Genomic DNA, 20,741 nt, shown 5'->3' with positions numbered 1-20,741 from the left:
CCCCTACTCTTTTAGCTGATCATTAAAAAAGCAGAATTCCCAAAATAGAACCAACCGCCGCGCATATGGGTTGGATTAACACGGCTGCCTTCGACCTTTTAAAGACAAAGAGATAGTAAATACCGCTCGCCATTAGCATGCTTACGGCCGCCCAAATCGAATGGACAACCACTTCGCTGCTCAGACCTGAACGAAGCACTAAAGCCGTCAATGTAAGCCCCCAGTTTTTCAAAATGTTTAAAAAAAGGTAAATTAACAGATGTCTTTTTTGAGACGACTGAAAGATTTCCGTGAGACTAAAACAAATGGATTGGGCCAATAGACCGATTAGGAATGCGAAGAAAAAAACTTCACTTTGTGTTTGCTGGTACAAAAATAACCATACAAAACTCATTGTATATGTGGCGATGAATAGGCCTATTTTTTTGCTGGAAAACAGCTCATTTGAACTCTTCAAAATAATGGGCGATGACACGGAATGCAGCAGCAATACCAATAGAAAGTCTACTCCACCAATAGCCCAGCTCACATACGAAATGACTGATATTCCCATCAAAGCCTGTGGACACACTACCTTAGTTCTTCTGCATGCTTCAAGCAAGATAAACAGTAAGAGTGCTAGGAAGAGCGCCAACAGCAAATGGGCATTGTCTTTTACGATGAGAAACTTGAGCATCATAAAGCTCACAATCGGTACAACCAAATTATCCTTCCCGCCCCAGGAAACGGACTCAGCTAAGGTGGCTAACAGTGACACTGTAATAGAAATCATTAAATTAGCCATTCCGTCCATTGGAAAAAACAAAAATAAGGTGATGTGAGTCGATAAAAAGGCAACTAGAAAGAAGGCAAAAGACCCTTCTATACTCTTCACACCCTCGGGAACCACGTATCTCACCTGACCGTAGCGAACGCCGACAAGAGCAGCGATCGCATCAGCTAACGTGAGAATGATGAGCGAAATACTGTACAGAACCCTTTCTTCTTGTTCCGTAAAAAGGAGAAGAATCGCAATGCTCATCACAAAGTACATTTCACCAAATGAATAACGTGAAACATCAGATAAGATTTTTCCGGGTCCATTCTTTAGCCGAGTAACTCGGAAAAGAAATAGAACAATTGCGACAAACCCTAACACAACCAATACAGGCCAATCCTGACCAAAAAGCCATGGAGCAATCAATGCGAATGTACCGGAGCTCATATGAAAAAGCTTACGAACCCATTCTGGATCAGGCTGGTACCTGACTTGGTAATAACGCAAACCTGCAATCAACAATGCTATGGCGGCAAGCAGCAGCACAATACCGAACCATGGATGTAAGGGAATAATACCACTCATATGATTTCCTCCAGTACAAACGCACTGTAAAAGAAAGCCTTATCCTGCTTAAAAAGGTCTTGACTCAAGCTGGTGAGTGGACGAAGCGATTCCTCCATGCTCGCAGGGCGACTTCGGGGAACCAGCATATTCCAGTAAGCCAATCGTCCTTTTTTCCTCCCCGCTTGTACCAAAACCTTCAGTAAATTTTCATATTGGTCTTCGGACATATATTCAAAAATGTCACTAAGATTGTACTTATCAAATGCGTTTTGGCCCACATGCTGTAAATACTCTTCAACTGATAAGCAATGCCATTCGATTCGATGCAGGTTGTTTCGTATAGCATCAAAATTTTCAGGTCTTAATGCATACGGCAATGCATTGCTATGTCGTCCTAGTAAAATCCACTGGAGATAAGGATTTTGCATAGGATCAAGCTCAGTTAGGGCATATTGGGCTCTTTGTAGAATCCTTGCTGCCACACTGCCCTCTACATAGCGGAAAAAACGGGTATCACGCCCCAGCCTTCCCATGACAAAACGGGAAAAAAAGAACTGGAACATCAATCTCCAGCGTATCGTATTCCACTCTTTTTGATAAAACATGCGACGATCCTTTGGCGTGCGATTCTGAAGAAGCTTTTCCACTCGAGAGCGGGAATGTACAAGAGGTAAGATCGAATTGCGAAACATTGAAAAATACTGCTCAAATTTGCCAATGCTTCCGATCCCAGACTCTATAGCAGTTGATTGAGAATCCCAATAGCTTTTTACTAGCGGTGTAAGCTGCTTTCGGCATTTTTGGTATAGTTCATTTCGCCGGTTACTTGGGATTGAGCCCATAAGTTCTAACAGTTCAGTATGTGTCAAAGCAGAATAGGCTGCCACGCGTAATTCCAAGCAGGCAAGCTGTGTATGGCTCAAATCTAGTGCAACAACACGCTCTGGCGACTTGCTTAGCATCGCTAGTGCATTGTCCCCAGAAGAGGCGATAGCCAAACAGTTGTCTCCAGGCTGAATATCTAGTGCCTCGAGGAGGATGTCAGCATCCTCCCAGCACTGGGCATAACGGATTAAGGAAAAGTCAACTTCGCTAGCTAGCTTGGGGCGCGCATCTATCGCTACTTTTTGGGCGAGATTTCCACTATTACTAGGCACTGATCGATCCCTCCTCCGGGGTGATCTTACGAATGACCCCTGTACTACCGTCAAATTCAACCCAATCTCCAGTTTTCAACCATCGAGTCAAACCGGTTACAGAAACGATTCCTGGAATACCAATTTCACGACAAACAATAGATACATGGGACAAAAGACTTCCACGTTCGACCAACAATCCGGCTGCTGAGGAGAACAGCACGATCCAGCCTGGATCAGTGCGCTCAGCTACAAGGATTTCTCCTGGAAGCAACGTCACATCACGGGGATCCGTAACCACACGAACCGGACCACGTACAACACCTGCCGCGCAACCGATTCCTTTCATCACATCCCCTGTCAGTGGTTCTTTAGGGCTCTTCGCTTTAAACGTATTACCTTTATAAATGACGCCATACGTTTCAAAGCGATCCTCAGGCACATCCATCTCATGATATTTTTCGAATTCAGCTTTTCGCAGTGCTACTAGGCCCTTTAGATTACTGCATGTCGCAGTTCCGTCTGCCATACCTAGCAATTCTCCCACTTCCAAATAGAATACATCGCGGGGATCGTCAAGCAGATCGAGTGCATAAAAGCGACGCCCCATTTCTAGAAAGATGGAACGGCAACGACCAAAGACCCGTGTTCGTTCGAATCGTAGGTTTTCCCGATCACGAACGCGCAATCGCGCATTTTTAAGTACCCAGCGAAAAAGGATTCGACGAAACAGATTGAAGCCGATAGATTGAAATGCTTGCTCCTCTGCCATGCGTCTTATTTCTTCCTCGCTTGGTCCCATCTCAGTTGGAGTGGGACGGGATGCAAGATGGCCAATTGAGCGCAACAATGGAAGCGGGTTGTCAAACAGATTAACGCTCTCTAGCTTGAGTTCATCCAAACAACGATCTCCGAATTTGTCCAAATAAGCCTCGTACTCTTCTTTAAATGTAGGGAATCGATCCATTTCCTTCATGATCTCCGCTAGAGTGCCATTGCAGAGGATGTCGATGAAGGTGGCATCTTGGTTCGTTAGCTTCATCAGCTTTTTCATACGCATTGCTGGTTCTGCACTAATAATGCCACCTTCTGCTGCGAGCAGTGAATTCTGTAGAGTAGAATCCTCATCATTGCACCATTTAGTCGTCAGCTTTCGCAATAAACCGTAATAGATCATAGCTCCAAAATCATTGATCAACGGGGCATCCCAACGAGTTAGAAGCTGACCCTGTAGCCTCAGATAGTAGTTGGCTAGCTCGACTGTACTGTATTGATGAAGGTCTGGGCGGGTAATACCAAGCGCATTGTTTAAGCGTTGGTAAAAGACGTCGATCGTCTTCGGCAAACGTCTGAAATTGCCAATCAGCTTAACAATTGTCTTACCAAGACGCATGGCGTCCTTGAGTTTGTCTTGCATGCTCACCTGCTGCTGAACATTATCCGTAAGTTGCTGGGGAAGAGCTTCCTTAACCCCCATCATCTGTTCCATAAAACCTCGATTCATTTGGTAACCAGGAAGCAGTGCCAGACAACGATACCAGTTCAGCAGGTTGTAATACACTCGTCCATTGACAAGGCCAATCATGCAACGGAACACGGAATCCCGATTAATAATCTCCTCAGCGGAAACCCCCATTATTCGGCAGAATGACTTGTATACCTCAGCATAGGCGTGACGGGCAAATGAAAATGTCAGGGGGGTTGTGATACCGCCATAGCTTTCTGAAATATTGCTGTTATCCCATAGATTAAACTCATCATCAGGGTCAATCATATCCGCTAAGTTGGTGATTGGACGTGATTGCAAGAGATATAGCTTTCCATCCTGAATGGCCCACTCAATATCCTGAGGCCGTCCGAAATGACGTTCGCAACGGCGGGCTAGCTCTGCAACTGATCGTACTAGCTCATCCGCAAGGGCAGGTTGATTTGCCTTCTCAACCGCTATCTCTACACTATCGACTCCCTCGTCACTTTCCATTGAGAAGCGATGCGCAATCAGCTTTGTTGCTATTTCACGCTCCACAATCTCCCCATTACGATTCACTTTATACGTGTCTGCATCGCATTCCCCCGATACTAGCGCTGTTCCAAGCCCGTACAAGGCCCCCACGATGGCAATTTTTCTTTGTCCCGTCAAGGAATCTGCACTGAATGCTACCCCGGCTGTTTCTGAGTCAACCATTCGTTGGATAAGAACTGCTGGCGGCTGAGGCAGCAAACTAAGCCCCTTTTCTTTACGATAGGTCAAGATTCGTTGACTAAAGCCAGATCGCCAGACCTGAAGCACCTTAGCTGGGACATCCTCTGGTTTGACAAACAAGTAGCTTTCTAGCTGTCCAGCAAAGGAGTGTTCAGCACCATCCTCATCTAATGCTGAGGAACGGACAGCCACCAATTCATTGTTTGCGCAAAGTATCTCAACTTCTTTTTTTAGCATCGCTTCCACATTCGGGTCTAAAGTAATGTCCCTTAAAACCCGCGTGACTGCTTCTTCTGATTGAAGGACCGCTTCCTTTAGCTCCTCCATAAGACTTTTTGGTACACTTTCCATAAAAGCGTCTGGTGAAAGAACAAACCACTCTGGAATCACCATGCCTGCCTGTCCCAGCAAAGCGAGGGCACGAGCTTTACCGCCCATCTTTTGCAGCTCATTCTCCTCTGCACGGTTCATTTGTAGAACATACGTCATGTGCTATAACCTCCTTTTCACCTAAAATAAAAGTGGAACAAGTCCCAGGCTAAGATACAGCAAGATAATGAGTAGACCCGAAACTTTTTCTAAAGCCTGTGCTACTTTCGTTGTCATAGATTTAAGAAACGTCACTGCCATCCAAACTGCGATCAGCACATTTAATCCAGCGCACCACATCACGATTTGGCCAGCGCCCACTTGTACGGAAGCCATCCAAACCACGAAAGATGTCAAAAACACAACTGCCACCCATATCCAGGTTGCCCTTTTGTAGCCCCACAAAAAGCTGTAGGTCTCGACACCATATTCCTCATCCTCTGGGATTCGAATCTTGCGCCCGATCTCCAGAATGATTCCGTTTCCGTAGCTGGCTAGTAAAAGCCAAGGAAGCCCAGAAGGAATTGTATCTGAAGCTGTCACCCAGTCGCATGCCACGATATACATCACAATCATCGGCATCATTACCATATGGGACAGCAAGTAAATAATTGGGTGAGCTTTTAACCATTCCTTGACAAAGAATTCCTTACTCATTAAAGCTAGATAGCCCCATGCAAGCACTAACCAAAAAATAAGCTTTGGAGACAACCAATATGCCATACCAAGCTGAAGAAGTCCTATGAAAACACCAAGCACTCCGAGATGCTTCAGGGTTACAACCCCACGCGGAACAGCCCGATACGAACGAAATCGGGAGTCTTCCTCAAAGTCCTTAAATTCATCAGCAATGCGCAAAAGCAAAAAGAACAAAAAAGTCGACAAGAAACCAATTACAAGCGACTGGAGACTGGGTGAAGACCCGTTTCTCAGAATAGAAGAGTAAAGCATCGTAGATATACTGAATACAGCGACCACGATTCCATTTTGAACAATGGGAAATCTCTCTCGCTGATAAATCCACCAACGTTTCGACCAAGAAAGCTGTTGATAGCTCACATTAGACATATTGCTTCACCATCCCTTCAGCTGTTCCATCAGTGCCACGAGAAAGCTTATGATGGGCTCTAGTAAAATCGTCAGCGGCCAATGCAGCGATGATCGACAGTTCCCCGGCTAAAACCAGACCGGCACATACCTCCGCAAGCGCGTGCACATGACCAGCACCTGAAAGTCCCATAATTTCAAGGCATGCCTTTTGACTCGGCAACCCTGTACCTCCGCCCACCGTACCCACAATAACATTCGGTAACGTTATCGATGCATACAGGTCCCCATTTTCTGTCAGTTCGAAGCGTGTAACACCAACGGACGATTCAGATACACAAGCAACGTCTTGTCCTGTTGCTAAATACAAGGCCGCCAAACCATTAGCTACGTGACCTTGGGAACCAATCATGCCTTGCAGAACTCCACCTACAAATGCCATTCTCCAGTACTTTTCCATATTTTCAGGAGTAGTGTGGAAGCGTTGGCGAACCAATTTTGCAGGTAACACCACTTCAGCACAAACCTTTTTCCCTCTCACGGTCATGAAAGATTTTGCAGAAGCCTTCTTGTCTCCCGAAAAGTTAGCTTCAACAAAGCTATTCTTGAACGGAACTGGTGAATGCTGTCGAATATAGTTGCAGATTTCTTGTGTTGCGATAGTTACCATGTTTTGTCCAGATGCATCTCCGGTTGAAAACTCGAAATTGAGATACACGTAGTTACCTTCGATCATATGATCCATTCTAATAAGCTGCCCAAAGTTTGTTGTGCTCTCAGCAACCTCGCGGAAGGTATCGAATTCAAAAACCGCCCAGTTAGCAAATCGACTCGCCTCTACTACGCTCTCAAAGATAAAACCAGGTGTCCTCCCAATTGCTTCTTTCAAAATCACTGTTCTGCAGCCACCCGCTTGGCTAATGACCTGCGCACCGCGATTATAAGAAGCTACGAGAGCAGCCTCGGTAGTAGCTAAAGGAATATAGTAATCACCTTGGGCATAAAGACCATTGATCCGTAAAGGACCAGCCAAGCCAACCGGGATACTGATCGTGCCGATCAGATTCTCAATGTTTTTTTGATACAACTCAAGTTGGTCTACTGTTTGATCCCCTAGTAATTGTTCCTTGGCTTCCGGTCCAACCGACAGTAATTCCCATCTAGACTCGATAGCCTTGGGCGAAACTCTCGCTCCCCCGGGTACACGTTTTGGAAGGGGGCTATCGTTGGTAGCAAAATGCTCTTGATATTGGTTGTCATTAACACTACGCAGCATGTGATTATCTACTTTTTTACTAGTTGAACACTTCATCGTTTTATCTCCTTTGCAATATGGCACTGGTATAGTTCTAGAATCATTTAAATGAGCCTCTCCCAAGCTTTTTTGCGAATGGAGAACCTCTCGATGCAATAGCTGTTTAAAATTTTCAATATTAGCAAAATTCCTATCATAAGAAACCAGTACCAAGTACAATTTATACTACTATCCAAATGAATAACCTTGCTTTTTGTCTATCTTTGCCTATCAGATTCAATATGATTGTTTCTCTTATTCAAAAAACTGGAGTTTTACGATACATACTTCTTTTCCTAAGTGGGTTGTGAGGGCTTAGTTCGATCCTTAAAATCCCAATTAAGAAATTTCTATTAATTCAAGCGACAACGATACAATTTTATAAACCTAGTAAGCAAATCTGACTCACAAAAAAACGACCGCTGGATCTGCTAGAAATGAGTGAATTAAGCAATAACAAAAATCATTTACCACACAGAAATGAGTTATTATAAAAAACTTAAACAAGCCGTAACTGCTAGAAAAGCTACTATTCCTCCTCTCTATAGGGAATCTATTCTGAATACGTAAAATTACCCTTGCTGAATATTAGCACAATATGTCAATAATTACAACTTTTTGTAATCTCTGCTTCCTGAATATAGTAAATCCGCATTCTTGTTAGCAAGACATGCAATCCTACCCTTTTTCATTGCACAAGATAAGCTATCAGCAACATATTGATACAGGGGTTCTTTGCTTGTTTCTGGAAAAGTGTTACACCTTAAATGTAAATCAAGTTTCTTTTTACATAATATATATTTTTTTACAATTTATTGACATTTAGTAACATTCTTTTTCACTTTCTTCACTTTCAAATGAAATTCGACTACAAGTAACAAGCAATAGTGCTTTTCCATGCCTATCTATCCAAGAGTTTAGTATAGTTATCTTTGAAGCACTGCTGCCAATATTCGACTTTAAAGCTTACATTTGTAATCATGGACAACGATCTAGCCTTCCCTGTAATGAAAAGAATTAATGGTTAATACAAAAAATTGTTAAAAAGGATAGTGATTTACCTAAAAAATTATGAAAATGCAGTGGATTGATAATTGTAAGAACAGGAAGAAAGAACTAATTTGTACAAAAAAACAGGTTATCTTTTACTAGATAACCTGTCAGCTTGAAGAGGCTCCTATTTGGAGTCTCTTATACGTCTTTTAAAATGTATAATTGGCGGAAAATCTGTCTATGACTTCGATTTCATTAACAAATAAATAAAATAAGGAGCCCCTAAGGCAGATACTACAATTCCGACTGGTAATTCAGATGGAGCTAAGATATTTCGCCCAATCGTATCTGCAGAGAGCAAAAGAAGTGCTCCAAGCAGTGCAGCCGTAGGAATTAAGATTTGGTGCTTCGGCCCTACCAATTTTTTAGCCAGATGAGGAGCAACCAAGCCGAGGAACGAAATCCCTCCTCCAACCGCCACGCAAGCACCTGCTAACGCGACAGCCGTTGCCAGTAACAATCTTCGTTCCCTCTCCACAGCAGTCCCTAAACTCACAGCAATATCATCGCCTAGATGCAACACGTTTAAATAGCGTGCTTTATACATGGTATAAGGAATAAGAAAAACAATCCACGGTAGTGTAGCCAGTACATATGTCCAATTCGTACTCCAAATGCTCCCGGACAACCAGATTATAGCCTTCATAAAATCTGTATCGTTCATTTTAAGCTGGAACACAATTAAGAATGCACCCAATATCGCGTTCAAAGCAATCCCGACCAAAATCAGCCGTGTCGGAGTCACACCATTTTTCCATGCTAACAGATAAATGATAAAGGCAGATAGCGAAGCTCCTAGTAAGGCTACTACTGGCAAAATAAAAATAGACATGGTGCCAATGGATGTCATCGAGCCACTAAATAGATAAATATAGATGACGACAAACAAGCCTGCTCCAGAATTAATTCCGATAATTCCCGGTTCAGCTAATTCGTTTTGCGAGACACTTTGCAAAATAGCTCCAGAAATAGCAAGACCAGCTCCAATTAATAAAGCAATAACCATTCGTGGTAGCCGGAACTCAAATAATATCAAATGATGATCCGCTGTTCCAAATCCAAACAAGGTTAATATGACATCCAAGGGTGCAATGCGAATAACTCCTAAATGTAGACTGACAAAAAATACTACGATGATCAACGATGTAATCAATCCAAGAACTACCCAGGGGCTTTTTCTTCCTTTTTGCAGTACTTGCATTACAAGCCCCTCCCTTCGCGTCTAGCCAAATATAGAAAGAACGGCGCTCCTAGAATTGCAGTCACAGCACCCACTGGCGTTTCAAAAGGGGCATTTACTAAACGAGCACCAATATCAGATACAATGAGCAACAGTGCTCCTAGTAAAGCGGAGCAAGGAATAATCCAGCGATAATCTACTCCTACTAAAGAACGTGTTATATGTGGAATTACCAGCCCAATAAATCCAATAAAACCAGCTACCGCTACAGATGCTCCTGTCAGTAGCAACACAACCAAGGTACAAATCACTTTAATGATAAAATTGCGTTGTCCTAAGCCTTTAGAAACATCTTCACCTAGACTAAGAATCGTAATGGAACGCGCTAATAGCAAAGCAATCGGGAGCCCTATAGCCCCCACAAGACATAACAATTCGACACTGATCCAGGGTGTATTTGCCACCCCTCCTGCAAACCAAAAGCTTATATCCTTAGCTACATGAAAATGAATGGCGATGGCAGAAGATAGCGAAGTAAGTAATGCGCCTACCGCTGCACCAGCCAGTGCTAATTTTACGGGAGTTAGCCCCCCTTTAGACAATGATCCAACAGCGAATACGAGACCAGCGCCTAATCCTGCTCCCATAAAAGAAAAGGCCATCATGCTCATGTTTGACAGACCTGGAAAAAAAGCAAAGGCCAGCGCAATCGCAAACCCCGCTCCATTCGTTATCCCCATAATGGACGGGTCCCCTAGGGGATTTCGGGTCATACCTTGCATAATAGCTCCCGATACAGCCAAAAAAGCCCCCACTAAACCTGCCGCTATTGACCGAGGCAAGCGTAGTTCTTGAATAATCTGATGGGAGGTCAGGTCAGGATTAAAAGCAACAATGCTTGACCACACCGTCAAAAAATCAATATCCGCTGCTCCCAAAGAGATAGAAGCCACCATTACAAAAACAAGTGCTATGAACAAACCAATAATCATGATAAGAGCAATTGCGGGTCTAGATTTGTGCTTTAGCTGTTTCATTGCCCTGTCCTGCTCATTGTGTGATTCGTGGGATACCATTACTCTATCATTCCTTTGTAAAATTCATCCTGTTATCTATTGATTTCTATGAATGATCTGTCTGAAAAAAGATGCATCTCCCCCCTTGTCGTATGTATCATGGATTCCTTATAAACAGAAACAAGCCTCTTTTTCAGTATAGTATCCTTGAAAAAGCGCCTCTTGTTAAATTAATGATTATCATTCTCAAATGATAGTATCATATCTTCTACTACTTTTACATAAAAAAAATGAGGTCTAATCGAAGACTGCAACAGATTCAGGAATTCCCGTACAAGCCGAAAAACTGCCTTAGAACCAACAACTATAGGTTCTTTCTACTATAAAAAAGCATCCCATTTTATCCTTTTTATTTGGATATCGTGGAATGCTTTTTTCATGACACGTAAAAATGACTTTTATTGTACTAATGTAGAAAATTGCGCTTCATGCAATCTGCTATAAACTCCTTTTGCCGCAAGTAACTCCTGATGATTTCCTTGCTCTGTAATTCCGTCTTTTGTCACAACCACGATACGATCAGCATTTTTAATCGTTGCTAAACGGTGTGCAATGACAAGTGTCGTTCTTCCTTCAGACAGTTTTTCCAGTGATTTCTGGATCGCTAGCTCTGTCTCTGTATCCAGGGCAGATGTTGCTTCATCCAAAATAAGAATAGGCGGGTTCTTTAAGAACATACGTGCAATGGCTAAACGTTGCTTCTGCCCACCTGACAGCATGACACCTCTCTCACCAATAATCGTTTCCAACCCATCCTTTTGAGAGAGAATGAATTCTTCCAATTTAGCATGACGCGCAGCAGCCCATATTTCCTCATCGCTAGCTTGTAAATTTCCATATTTAATATTCTCTCGAAGTGTTCCTGAGAACAAGAAGACATCCTGCTGGACAATCCCAATTTGTTTACGCAAGGATTCCAGCTTCAAATCACGAATATCCATTCCATCAATGGTAATTTTGCCTGAGGTAACATCATAAAAACGTGGCAATAAACTGCACAGCGTTGTTTTTCCAGCACCGGACGGCCCGACAAAGGCTACTGTTTCACCTGCACGAATGGTTAAATTGATACTGTTTAGGATATTTTCTTTATTTTGATAGCCAAAGGTAACATCGTGATATTCTATGTTTCCTTTTAAATGATCTACAGCGATCGCATTAGTAGAGTCAGCTATATCTGGAGCAGTGTCTAAAAGCTCCACATAGCGCTTAAAGCCAGCAATCCCCTTTGGATAAAGTTCAATAACTGCGTTAATTTTTTCAATAGGCTTAAACAATATATTTGTGAGCAATACAAAACCTACAAATTCACCTGCTGTCAAATGCCCCTTAATGACAAACCAAGTTCCACAAATCAAGACAAATAGTGTCACAAGCCGCATAAGCAGGTAACTGATTGACATATTCATAGCCATGATCTTGTAAGAAAGTAGCTTGGTCAAACGAAAACGACCATTATTAATAGCAAATTGAGCTTTCTCATATTCCTCATTACCAAATGCTTGTACCACACGAATGCCACCAATGTTATTCTCCACTCTCGCATTAAAATCTGCAATATCGGAAAACATTCTTCTAAAAGCAGCCGTCATTTTCTTGTTAAAGAAAACGGTTAGCCAAATCAAAAAAGGAATAACAAGGAATGTAAGCAATGCTAATTGCCAATTAATATACACCATGACACCAAATGCACCGCAGAGGGTCATGACAGCGATGAACAAATCCTCTGGCCCATGGTGAGCTATCTCTCCAATTTCCATCAAATCATTTGACATACGCGACATTAAATGTCCTGTCTTGTTATTGTCAAAAAACCGGAATGACAGCTTCTGGATATGGTCAAACAGCTTTTTACGCATATCCGTTTCAATATTAATACCAAGCATATGTCCCCAGTAAGTGACAACAAAATTAAGGGCTGTGTTTAAAACATAAATTCCCAACAATGCAAAGCAAGCCCCGATAATCAGCGACCAATTTTGCCCAGGGAGCAGTTTATCGACAAATTGATTAACTGCCAAAGGAAATACTAACTCTAGCAAGCCTGCAATAATGGCACATGTAAAATCCAAAATAAATAACCCTTTATAAGGGCGATAATAAGAAAAAAACCGACGTAACACGAATTTATCACTCTTTTCTCTCTTGTCTACTAATGAAAACATTACTGCTAAGTATAAACGATCAAAAACTGAAAGTGAATATCTTTCTCAATTAGAAGTGTAGGTTACATTTTTGCTCTTTTTTGTAAACTTGATTCCTTTATTAATCTACTAACACGTTGACGTGACTCCCCAACAACAGGTTAGAAAGAAATGGTTGCGTTTTCCACGATTTCAGCTTAAATTGTATCCTAGGAATCAAAATATAACTAGAATGGAGCTTAATCTAATGAAAACATCTACTAAGGCTCAAATTGATGTTGTTATCGTTGGTGGTGGCCCTGTAGGACTGATGTGTGCATGCGAATTAGCACAATCAAATATTCATGTAATCGTATTAGAAAGACGTAAAGAGAGGGTTCGGCACTCTAGAGCATTGACCCTACACCCTAGAACTCTAGAAATTTTTGCAATGCGAGGGATTCTTGATCGATTTATTACTCGTGGATATCCGCTTTCAAGTGCTCATTATGCCGGACTTGAAACACGTCTTGACTTTTCCCGTTTGGATACTCCCTTTGCCTATACCTTATTTCTTCCTCAATCCATTACAGAGGAAATTCTCGAACAACGTGCACTAGAGCTTGGAGTAGAAATAAGACGTCAGCATCAACTGACTAATCTGCAACAAACAGATTCTCAGGTTCATTTATTAATAGAAAACGAAACTGAATCTTATGAATTAACCGCTAATTATGTAATCGGTGCAGACGGTGCCCGAAGCCTTGTACGTACATGCGCCGAAATTGACTTCACAGGGAGCCCCTCCACTTTCACCGCTATGCTAGGTGATATTATTCTTACAGAGCCTCCAGCAGAGCCTTTCCTACAGTTTTATAATGAAAATGGTTCTTTATTAATGATGTTGATTGCAGACGGCGTATACCGATTTGCAATGATCGACCCTCTCCGCTACCATATTCCACCTGATGTTCCTGTGACGCTAGAAGAATTACAGACATCTATTGAGCGAATTACGAACCAAACAATGCCCATTCAGCATGCAGGATGGCTTTCACGGGTAGGTAGTACACACCGTCAGGCCGCTAGTTATCGAAACAAACGAATTTTCTTAGTTGGCGATGCTGCTCATATTCATTTTCCTGCGGGAGGCCAAGGACTCAATGTAGGATTGCAGGATGCTGTGAATTTATGTTGGAAGCTAGCAGCCGTCATTCATGAAAAAGCACCCTTGCATTTACTAGATACGTATCATGTAGAGCGTCATCAGGCTGGGGCAGTTTTTCTAAAAGAAACGCTAGCTCAAGTACATTTATTGAAAGATTTTACTGAAAGCGGACTGGCATTACGCGAGCTCATGTCGAAACTGTTAACCATACCTGATGTTAATCGTAGGTTTGCTGAGCAAATAAGCGGTATGCAAGTTGTTTATCCGCCCCTTCCAATTCTCTCAGCAGGTTCATTAGCGGGTCATCGTTGTCCCAATGTAGATGGCTCTCTCCTAACAGGTCAAAGGGAACAATTATTCACAATCATGCAGCATGGTCATTGGGTCCTATTGATTTCTGGTCTTGGTAAGAATGAATCTCTTTTTGCACAATTGCAACCGATAATGAAGCGATTCCAGCTGGAATGCTTATCTGTTGACCAATTCCCACCTTTTTTGCAAAGCCAAGTAGCTGTCCTGATTCGCCCTGATGGTTTTATTGCTTGGAACACTTCTGATGAATCTTCACTCATACCAAATATTGAAAAGACTCTGACTGACATCATGCTGCCTTAGTTTCTGAGTCTGTACCAACCTTTTTCTATCTATTGTCCCTTGTGTAAGAGAACAACTATCGTTTCCCTTCTTGCAACACATGAATCTTCGTTATAGAGCCTTGTATAAAATAGGAATGGCAGCATTTCAGTGCTTAGGATATCACCCCATCTAGAAATGCTGCCATTCAACTAACCAGGCTAGTTTTTCGTCCCTATATTCTCTTTCCTTTTATTTTCAAGTATTGTGTAGTGATGATTCGTATCAGGGGGAAACACAAGATCCATGAAGATATGTTTTGAATCTCGTACGCAATCTTAGGGAATAGCTGTTATGGTGTTACGAACTAATCGAGTTGCAGTCACCATATTTTCTAAGGAAGCGATCGTTTCCTTACGCCCTCTTGTTTTTAATCCGCAATCGGGATTAATCCAAAATTGTCTGGGTTCAAGGACCTGTAGAGCATTCTCAATCATTTTTACCATTTCTTCTACAGTTGGAACACGGGGACTATGAATATCATAGACGCCTAGACCAATTCCTTTCAGATAGGAATGATTATGGAAAGCATGGATTAGCTCACCATGGCTGCGCGATGTTTCTATTGAAATAACATCTGCATCCAGTTCGCTGATAGAATCGATAAAATCATGAAACTCGCAGTAGCACATATGGGTATGAATTTGGGTCGTGTCTTTTACAGTAGAAGTCGTTAAGCGGAAGGCTTTTACAGCCCATTCTAAATATGCTTCCCATTCCGTTCTCTTTAACGGTAACCCTTCACGTAGTGCTGGTTCATCAACCTGAATCATCGTGATCCCACTAGCTTCTAACGCCTCTACCTCTTTTTGTAAGGCAAGTGCAATTTGATAGGTTACCTGCTCTTTGGAAATATCGTCACGCACAAAGGACCAATTTAAAATAGTGACAGGTCCTGTAATCATTCCCTTGACGGGTTTAGTTGTTAGAGATTGTGCATAGATACTCTCCTTGACTGTCATCGGCTCAATAAACTCTACATCTCCATAAATAACTGGAGGCTTTACACAACGTGAACCATAGGATTGCACCCATCCGTTTTTAGTAAAAGCGAATCCACCTAGTTTTTCGCCAAAAAATTCCACCATATCTGTTCGTTCAAATTCCCCATGAACCAACACATCAAGCCCAACCTTCTCTTGTATGTCAATCCATTCCCGGATTTCTGCTTGCAAAAATTGCTCATATTGCTCTGCCGACCATTCCCCCTTCCGCCATTTATTTCTCGCCTGACGAACTTCTGTTGTTTGTGGAAAGCTACCAATCGTTGTAGTAGGGAGAATTGGTAACTGTAATTGGTGTTGTTGTTGTTTTCGCCGTTGTTCATAATCAGATGCACGGCCGATCTGATCTAATTGCAAGCTGGCAACAGCCTCATGTATATGTGGGCGATTGCGAGCTACAGCGTTCGCTACCCGTTCTAAGATGGTTTGATTCTCCGCAAAAATCTCTTTAACGCTTTCCTCTCCGTTCTGCAACCAATCTGTAACATGCTTGATTTCAATTAATTTTTCATCTGCAAACGCCAATGAATCTTTAACGAGTGGATCAAGCTCTGTCTCTTGATTTAGACTGATTGGAACATGAAGTAGACTACTAGATGGCTGAATCCAGATACGAGATGCATCGACATGCTCATTGATAGTAGAGAGAAGATTTGTCTTATGAGTCAGATTTGCACGCCAAATGTTCCTTCCATCAATGATGCCCGCCCCAAGTACTTTATCCTGAGGGAAACCATTTGTTGTGATCTGCTCAAGGCTTCGTCCTGCATCATGGACAAAATCTAATCCAATTCCTGCTACAGGCAGCTTAATCACTTCATTGTAAAATGTAACGGAACCAAAATAGGTTTGCAGCATGATTTGGAGTTGTGGAACAGCTTCATGAAGCTGTTCATAGATGTAGGAGATCGTCTTCATTTCGTCTTCGGATAAAGATGTTACTAGAATTGGCTCATCCATCTGAACCCACTTCACGCCTTCCTGTGCTAATTCTGTTAGAACCTGCACATAAAGAGGGACGAGCTGTAGGATAATAGCCGGTATCTGTAGCCGATCGAACCCTTTGGATAGCTTAATAAAGGTATAAGGTCCCACTATAACCGGTTTTCCTTTAATCCCCAGCTCCTCTTTTGCCTCTTTATAAGCAAGAAGCGGTTTATTTTCGGTAAGGACGGGTTTGATATCCTGAAACTCCGGCACAATGTAGTGATAATTGGTATTAAACCATTTGGTCATTTCGCAAGCAACTGCATGCTGATTGCCTCGTGCCATAGCAAAATAGGTGGACAAAGGTACTTCCCCACCAGCATATTCATAGCGTTTTGGAACATAACCAAACATCACGGCCATATCCAGCATGTGATCATACATAGTGAAATCATTGACCGGGATCAGATCAATGCCTATTTCCTTTTGTTTTTGCAGATGCTGGAGTCTGCTTTGTTGCATTTGGGCAAGAAATTCCTTCTCTTCAATTGTCCCGGCCCAAAATGCTTCTAATCCCTTTTTCCATTCGCGATTTTCCCCAATGCGTGGATATCCTAAATTGCTACTTATTCCTTTATTCATGCTTGTTCGCCCTCCTAAACAGGTTATATTTTCGGTAAAAAACACAACTCAAACAAAAAAGCATCTCTTCCCGTTCAAAAGATGGTTAGAGATGCTTGAACAAGCAGTGAATATACATGTACAACTGCCACAGCTATCTAACACCTCCCTATCTCCCGTAGGTCACACAGTGTTGTTGAAATAGGCAGGTCTCCTGACTTAAGAATCCACATCAGCACATACCTTCCCAATCCTTAGTTGATCAGTGGTTTTTTGTACTGACTCCTCTTTTACAGTGGCGGGACCGTGACGGATTTACACCGTGCTTCCCTTTTCATCCTTGACACTCATTGTTCAAAGAACCTATTTCCACATATTTAATTCATCCATATCACCAAGATATCTAAACCTTTATTCTAGGTATGCTTGCTATCATAATATAACTTCACATAAAATTCCATATTTTTATTCAATTCAGTTTCCTATTGTTGCAGGAAGACTTCTGCCACCTCCATGGCAAACTGGATTTTGCCCATCCTTCGCACCACCGCTCGCCCTTTTTGTCAACTTGACGTAAAAAGCGGAATTCCTTCTCTTTTTTGCCTATGTTTTCTGTTCTACTCCCCTTGTCCAATTGATAAGCATATAAGGACATCTACAGGAAAGGAGGCAATCATATGAGTCGAAATCGAAAGGCATACTTTCCTTATATCGGTCCATGTGATCCTTGTCCGCCACAACGGGTTGTAACCTATGAAACACCACCACAGCTCTACTTGGGATTTCAACCCCCGAATTTACCCCAATTTGATCCATACAAAGCTCTTTGCTTAGGAACCCTCTGGCCTGCTCTGTATGCGCCTTATGAAAATCCGTACAAGGGAGGCAAATAAAGTGAGCGATCATGGTACTTTTACGGATGAACGCCAGCAACAATATTATGAGCTGCTTCACCAAATTCAGGCAATTGACTTTGTGTTAGTGGAACTAAACCTGTATCTTGATACCCATCCTACTGACATGACTGCTATTAGGCAATTCAACGATACGGCACAGCAAAGTATGACACTAAAGCGCCAATTCGAATCTTCATTCGGACCTCTGATGAATTTTGGCAATAGCTTTTCGCAGTACCCTTGGTCGTGGAACGAAGTACCTTGGCCTTGGCAGGTCTAGAAAGGGGGAATTTTGAATGTGGATTTATGAGAAAAAATTACAGTATCCCGTTCGCGTAAGCAAATGCGACCCGAAAATGGCAAAGTACTTGATGGAACAATACGGTGGAGCTGATGGGGAATTAGCGGCCGCTCTACGTTATATGAATCAGCGCTATACTGTTCCTGATAAGGTCATTGGTCTTTTAAACGATATTTCCACAGAAGAATTTGCCCATCTCGAGATGATTGCAACAATGGTATATAAGCTAACGAAGGACGCCACTCCTGAACAGCTAGAGGAAGCTGGTCTTGGCGCACATTACGCAAATCACGATAAGGCTTTGTTTTTTCATGATGCAGCCGGTGTTCCTTTCACAGCTACCTATTTTCAAGCAAAAGGTGATCCGATTGCAGACTTGTATGAGGATATTGCTGCTGAAGAAAAGGCACGGGCTACTTATCAATGGTTGATTAATATGACTGATGATGTCGATTTAATCGATAGCCTTTCTTTCCTTCGTGAACGTGAAGTTGTACATTCTCAACGGTTTCGTGAAGCAGTGGAAATTCTAAAAGCAGATCGGGAACAGAAGAAAATTTTCTAACTACGAAACTAACTACACGCTACAAGTGAATATGAAAGGCTAATTGACCAAATTTCTAGTAAGAGATTTGGTCAAATGCTTTTTCTACGCTCTATTTTCCTCTACGCTTATGTCCAGCCTTTTGTCAAAAAGCTTTTCAAGTGGGAATTGCAGAAATAAGATTAATTCATACTTTACAGATCGGAATTATAATAATATAATGAGTCTACATTTTCCAATTTATAAGGAGGATCATCATGAGAAGAGCTTTTATACATTCATTCTTCACATTTCTGTTAGGAGCTTCCTTATTAGCCGGTTGCAGTAGCGAAGGAGCTCCATCCACCTCTAATACTCCAGCCGATGGTCAGGCAGATACTCAGGCTCAAACACTACGGGTACAGAACGCAGGAGATGCTGTTATCGCTGCTACAGACAAATCGAAGTCGCCTCAATCGGCTAAAAATCGAAAAGACACGGTTGTAGTAGCTTTAACTGAACCAGGCGGGGTTTTCAATCCATATTTTTATCACAATGGTTATGACGGTAACGTTACCTCCGTGATGTTTTCTCCACTTGTAGATATTGATAAGAGTGGCAAACCAGTTCCTAAATTAGCAGAAAAGTGGGATATTTCCGATGATCAGCTTACATATACCTTCCATCTACGTAAAAATGTAAAATTTAGCAATGGAGAACCCTTGACTGCTGATGATGTCGCCTTCACCCTCACCGTATTGCATGATAAAACGTATGACGGAGAAACAGAAATCGCCGAAGTACACATTAAGGGCGGCAAAGCTTATAAAGAAGGAAAAGCAAAAACCATTGAGGGGATTACAGTCATCGACCCACAGACAATCAAGATAACCACTGAGAAAGTAAACGCTCGCTCTCTTCTCCTGCTTGGTGGTCACGTTTTGTCCAAAGCTTATTATGGAAAAGGCTATGAACCAGGTAAGCTTGACTATCTACGTACCTTGCATACAAAACCAGTCGGAGCTGGTCCATACAAATTTGAAAAGTTTATCCCCGGTCAAGAAGTGAGATTTGTGGCCAATGAGTATTATTACGAGGGAAAACCGGCCATTCCCCATTTTATTTATAAAACAACCGATGGAGATACTACGCAGTTTTTCCAAACAGGTGAGACTGATTATAGCTCCTTCCCTGCAAATGCTGATAATCTGGAGCTTTTAAAGGGGCTTGGTTTTGCAAACATCAATATTTATACTTCGACTGCCTACAGCTATCTTTCCTTTAACCATAGCAAGCCTTATTTAAAAGACAAGCGTGTTAGACAGGCGCTAATCTATGGGCTTGATCGTCAACAAATTGTGGATGCCGCCTATCAAGGTTATGCACAAGTAGCTAATGTCCCCATATCTCCAGTATCCTGGGCGTATACAGAAGATGTGAATCCCTACGCTTATGATGTGAATAAAGCTAAACAGCTACTGGATGAAGCAGGTTGGAAAGAAGGCTCGGATGGCATCCGTGAAAAGGACGGAAAAAAACTAGTTCTTCACTACCTGACAACGAAAAGTAAAGTAAGCGACATTCTTATTCCTATCGCTAAGGAAAACTACAAATTAATTGGCGTTCAACTAGAGGCAGAATTAATGGATTACCCAGCGCTTGTTGCAAGAACTGACAAAGGTGATCACGACCTTGCTTCCTTTTCTACTACCATGCTAGGTGATCCATCAGATGGTGTTGTTCAGTTTTCTTCTACAGGCGGCGGTAGTTTTACTAATACACATGGTTATTCCAATCCCAAGGTCGATGAACTGCTCGCAAAAAGTGTAGGGACGCTTGATATTGAAAAACGCAAGGAAGCTT

Annotated in this window: 14 protein-coding genes and 1 riboswitch; of the genes, 5 read left to right on the top strand and 9 right to left on the bottom strand. The window is 42.2% G+C overall.

Features of this window, described 5'->3' with window-relative positions; translation table 11 throughout:
- Window positions 1–22 precede the first annotated feature (22 nt).
- The 8 genes from AYJ08_RS22570 to AYJ08_RS22535 form a co-directional block, all read right to left on the bottom strand.
- Window positions 23–1,342 (bottom strand): diacylglycerol/polyprenol kinase family protein, encoded by a 1,320-nt coding sequence (locus AYJ08_RS22570; protein WP_064019544.1) that lies wholly within the window; start codon window positions 1,340–1,342, stop codon window positions 23–25.
- Window positions 1,339–2,481 carry a BtaA family protein gene (locus AYJ08_RS22565; protein ID WP_064019543.1) on the bottom strand — a complete coding sequence of 381 codons (1,143 nt, stop codon included), beginning with the start codon at window positions 2,479–2,481 and terminating at the stop codon, window positions 1,339–1,341. The genes AYJ08_RS22570 and AYJ08_RS22565 overlap by 4 nt, the downstream gene beginning before the upstream one ends.
- The gene (locus AYJ08_RS22560; protein WP_064019542.1) at window positions 2,474–5,152 is read right to left on the bottom strand and encodes a PEP/pyruvate-binding domain-containing protein; all 2,679 of its coding nucleotides are present in this window, start codon (window positions 5,150–5,152) and stop codon (window positions 2,474–2,476) included. Before AYJ08_RS22560 ends, AYJ08_RS22565 begins: the two co-directional genes overlap by 8 nt.
- 21 nt (window positions 5,153–5,173) lie before the next feature.
- On the bottom strand, window positions 5,174–6,100 hold the full coding sequence (locus AYJ08_RS22555) for a UbiA family prenyltransferase (RefSeq protein ID WP_064019541.1): 927 nt from the start codon (window positions 6,098–6,100) through the stop codon (window positions 5,174–5,176).
- Entirely contained in the window at window positions 6,093–7,391 is a 1,299-nt protein-coding gene (locus tag AYJ08_RS22550) for a hydroxymethylglutaryl-CoA reductase (RefSeq protein ID WP_064019540.1), read from the bottom strand. Before AYJ08_RS22550 ends, AYJ08_RS22555 begins: the two co-directional genes overlap by 8 nt.
- Window positions 7,392–8,604: 1,213 nt before the next feature.
- Window positions 8,605–9,627, bottom strand: coding sequence for a FecCD family ABC transporter permease (locus tag AYJ08_RS22545; RefSeq protein WP_064019539.1), 1,023 nt, complete (start codon window positions 9,625–9,627; stop codon window positions 8,605–8,607).
- Window positions 9,627–10,643, bottom strand: a complete 1,017-nt coding sequence (locus AYJ08_RS22540; protein WP_231929233.1) for a FecCD family ABC transporter permease — start codon at window positions 10,641–10,643, stop codon at window positions 9,627–9,629. Before AYJ08_RS22540 ends, AYJ08_RS22545 begins: the two co-directional genes overlap by 1 nt.
- A gap of 437 nt (window positions 10,644–11,080) precedes the next feature.
- The gene (locus tag AYJ08_RS22535) at window positions 11,081–12,805 is read right to left on the bottom strand and encodes an ABC transporter ATP-binding protein (protein WP_064019537.1); all 1,725 of its coding nucleotides are present in this window, start codon (window positions 12,803–12,805) and stop codon (window positions 11,081–11,083) included.
- Window positions 12,806–13,073: 268 nt separating this feature from the next.
- Here AYJ08_RS22535 and AYJ08_RS22530 point away from each other — a divergent pair, with 268 nt between their 5' ends.
- On the top strand, window positions 13,074–14,588 hold the full coding sequence (locus AYJ08_RS22530) for an FAD-dependent monooxygenase (protein WP_064019536.1): 1,515 nt from the start codon (window positions 13,074–13,076) through the stop codon (window positions 14,586–14,588).
- Between the two features lie 296 nt (window positions 14,589–14,884).
- On the opposite strand, the gene metE is transcribed toward AYJ08_RS22530, so the two are convergent.
- Window positions 14,885–17,179: a 5-methyltetrahydropteroyltriglutamate--homocysteine S-methyltransferase gene (gene metE / locus AYJ08_RS22525; RefSeq protein ID WP_064019535.1), complete on the bottom strand. Its 2,295-nt coding sequence runs from the start codon at window positions 17,177–17,179 to the stop codon at window positions 14,885–14,887.
- A gap of 166 nt (window positions 17,180–17,345) precedes the next feature.
- A riboswitch (cobalamin riboswitch) is annotated at window positions 17,346–17,540 on the bottom strand.
- Between the two features lie 295 nt (window positions 17,541–17,835).
- Here metE and AYJ08_RS22520 point away from each other — a divergent pair.
- The 4 genes from AYJ08_RS22520 to AYJ08_RS22505 form a co-directional block, all read left to right on the top strand.
- On the top strand, window positions 17,836–18,051 hold the full coding sequence (locus AYJ08_RS22520; protein ID WP_031415056.1) for a spore coat associated protein CotJA: 216 nt from the start codon (window positions 17,836–17,838) through the stop codon (window positions 18,049–18,051).
- A 1-nt stretch (window position 18,052) separates the two neighbouring features.
- Window positions 18,053–18,334 carry a spore coat protein CotJB gene (locus AYJ08_RS22515; protein ID WP_064019534.1) on the top strand — a complete coding sequence of 94 codons (282 nt, stop codon included), beginning with the start codon at window positions 18,053–18,055 and terminating at the stop codon, window positions 18,332–18,334.
- Between the two features lie 16 nt (window positions 18,335–18,350).
- Window positions 18,351–18,920, top strand: a complete 570-nt coding sequence (locus AYJ08_RS22510; protein ID WP_031415059.1) for a manganese catalase family protein — start codon at window positions 18,351–18,353, stop codon at window positions 18,918–18,920.
- A gap of 236 nt (window positions 18,921–19,156) precedes the next feature.
- Window positions 19,157–20,741 (top strand): ABC transporter substrate-binding protein (locus AYJ08_RS22505; protein ID WP_064019533.1); only part of this gene is annotated, 1,585 nt, incomplete at its 3' end.

Origin of the sequence: Brevibacillus sp. SKDU10 (genome assembly GCF_001645205.1) — a bacterium.
GTDB classification, from domain to species: Bacteria; Bacillota; Bacilli; order Brevibacillales; family Brevibacillaceae; genus Brevibacillus_B; species Brevibacillus_B halotolerans.
This window is presented reverse-complemented; position numbering and strand designations above follow the sequence as displayed.

Excerpts from the sequence above, each read along its gene's own strand:
- AYJ08_RS22570 (WP_064019544.1), bottom strand. The coding sequence starts at position 1,342 with ATGAGTGGTATTATTCCCTTACATCCATGGTTCGGTATTGTGCTGCTG.
- AYJ08_RS22560 (WP_064019542.1), bottom strand. The coding sequence starts at position 5,152 with ATGACGTATGTTCTACAAATGAACCGTGCAGAGGAGAATGAGCTGCAA.
- AYJ08_RS22555 (WP_064019541.1), bottom strand. The coding sequence starts at position 6,100 with ATGTCTAATGTGAGCTATCAACAGCTTTCTTGGTCGAAACGTTGGTGG.
- AYJ08_RS22550 (WP_064019540.1), bottom strand. The coding sequence starts at position 7,391 with ATGAAGTGTTCAACTAGTAAAAAAGTAGATAATCACATGCTGCGTAGT.
- AYJ08_RS22545 (WP_064019539.1), bottom strand. The coding sequence starts at position 9,627 with ATGCAAGTACTGCAAAAAGGAAGAAAAAGCCCCTGGGTAGTTCTTGGA.
- AYJ08_RS22540 (WP_231929233.1), bottom strand. The coding sequence starts at position 10,643 with ATGAAACAGCTAAAGCACAAATCTAGACCCGCAATTGCTCTTATCATG.
- AYJ08_RS22530 (WP_064019536.1), top strand. The coding sequence starts at position 13,074 with ATGAAAACATCTACTAAGGCTCAAATTGATGTTGTTATCGTTGGTGGT.
- metE (WP_064019535.1), bottom strand. The coding sequence starts at position 17,179 with ATGAATAAAGGAATAAGTAGCAATTTAGGATATCCACGCATTGGGGAA.
- AYJ08_RS22520 (WP_031415056.1), top strand. The coding sequence starts at position 17,836 with ATGAGTCGAAATCGAAAGGCATACTTTCCTTATATCGGTCCATGTGAT.
- AYJ08_RS22510 (WP_031415059.1), top strand. The coding sequence starts at position 18,351 with ATGTGGATTTATGAGAAAAAATTACAGTATCCCGTTCGCGTAAGCAAA.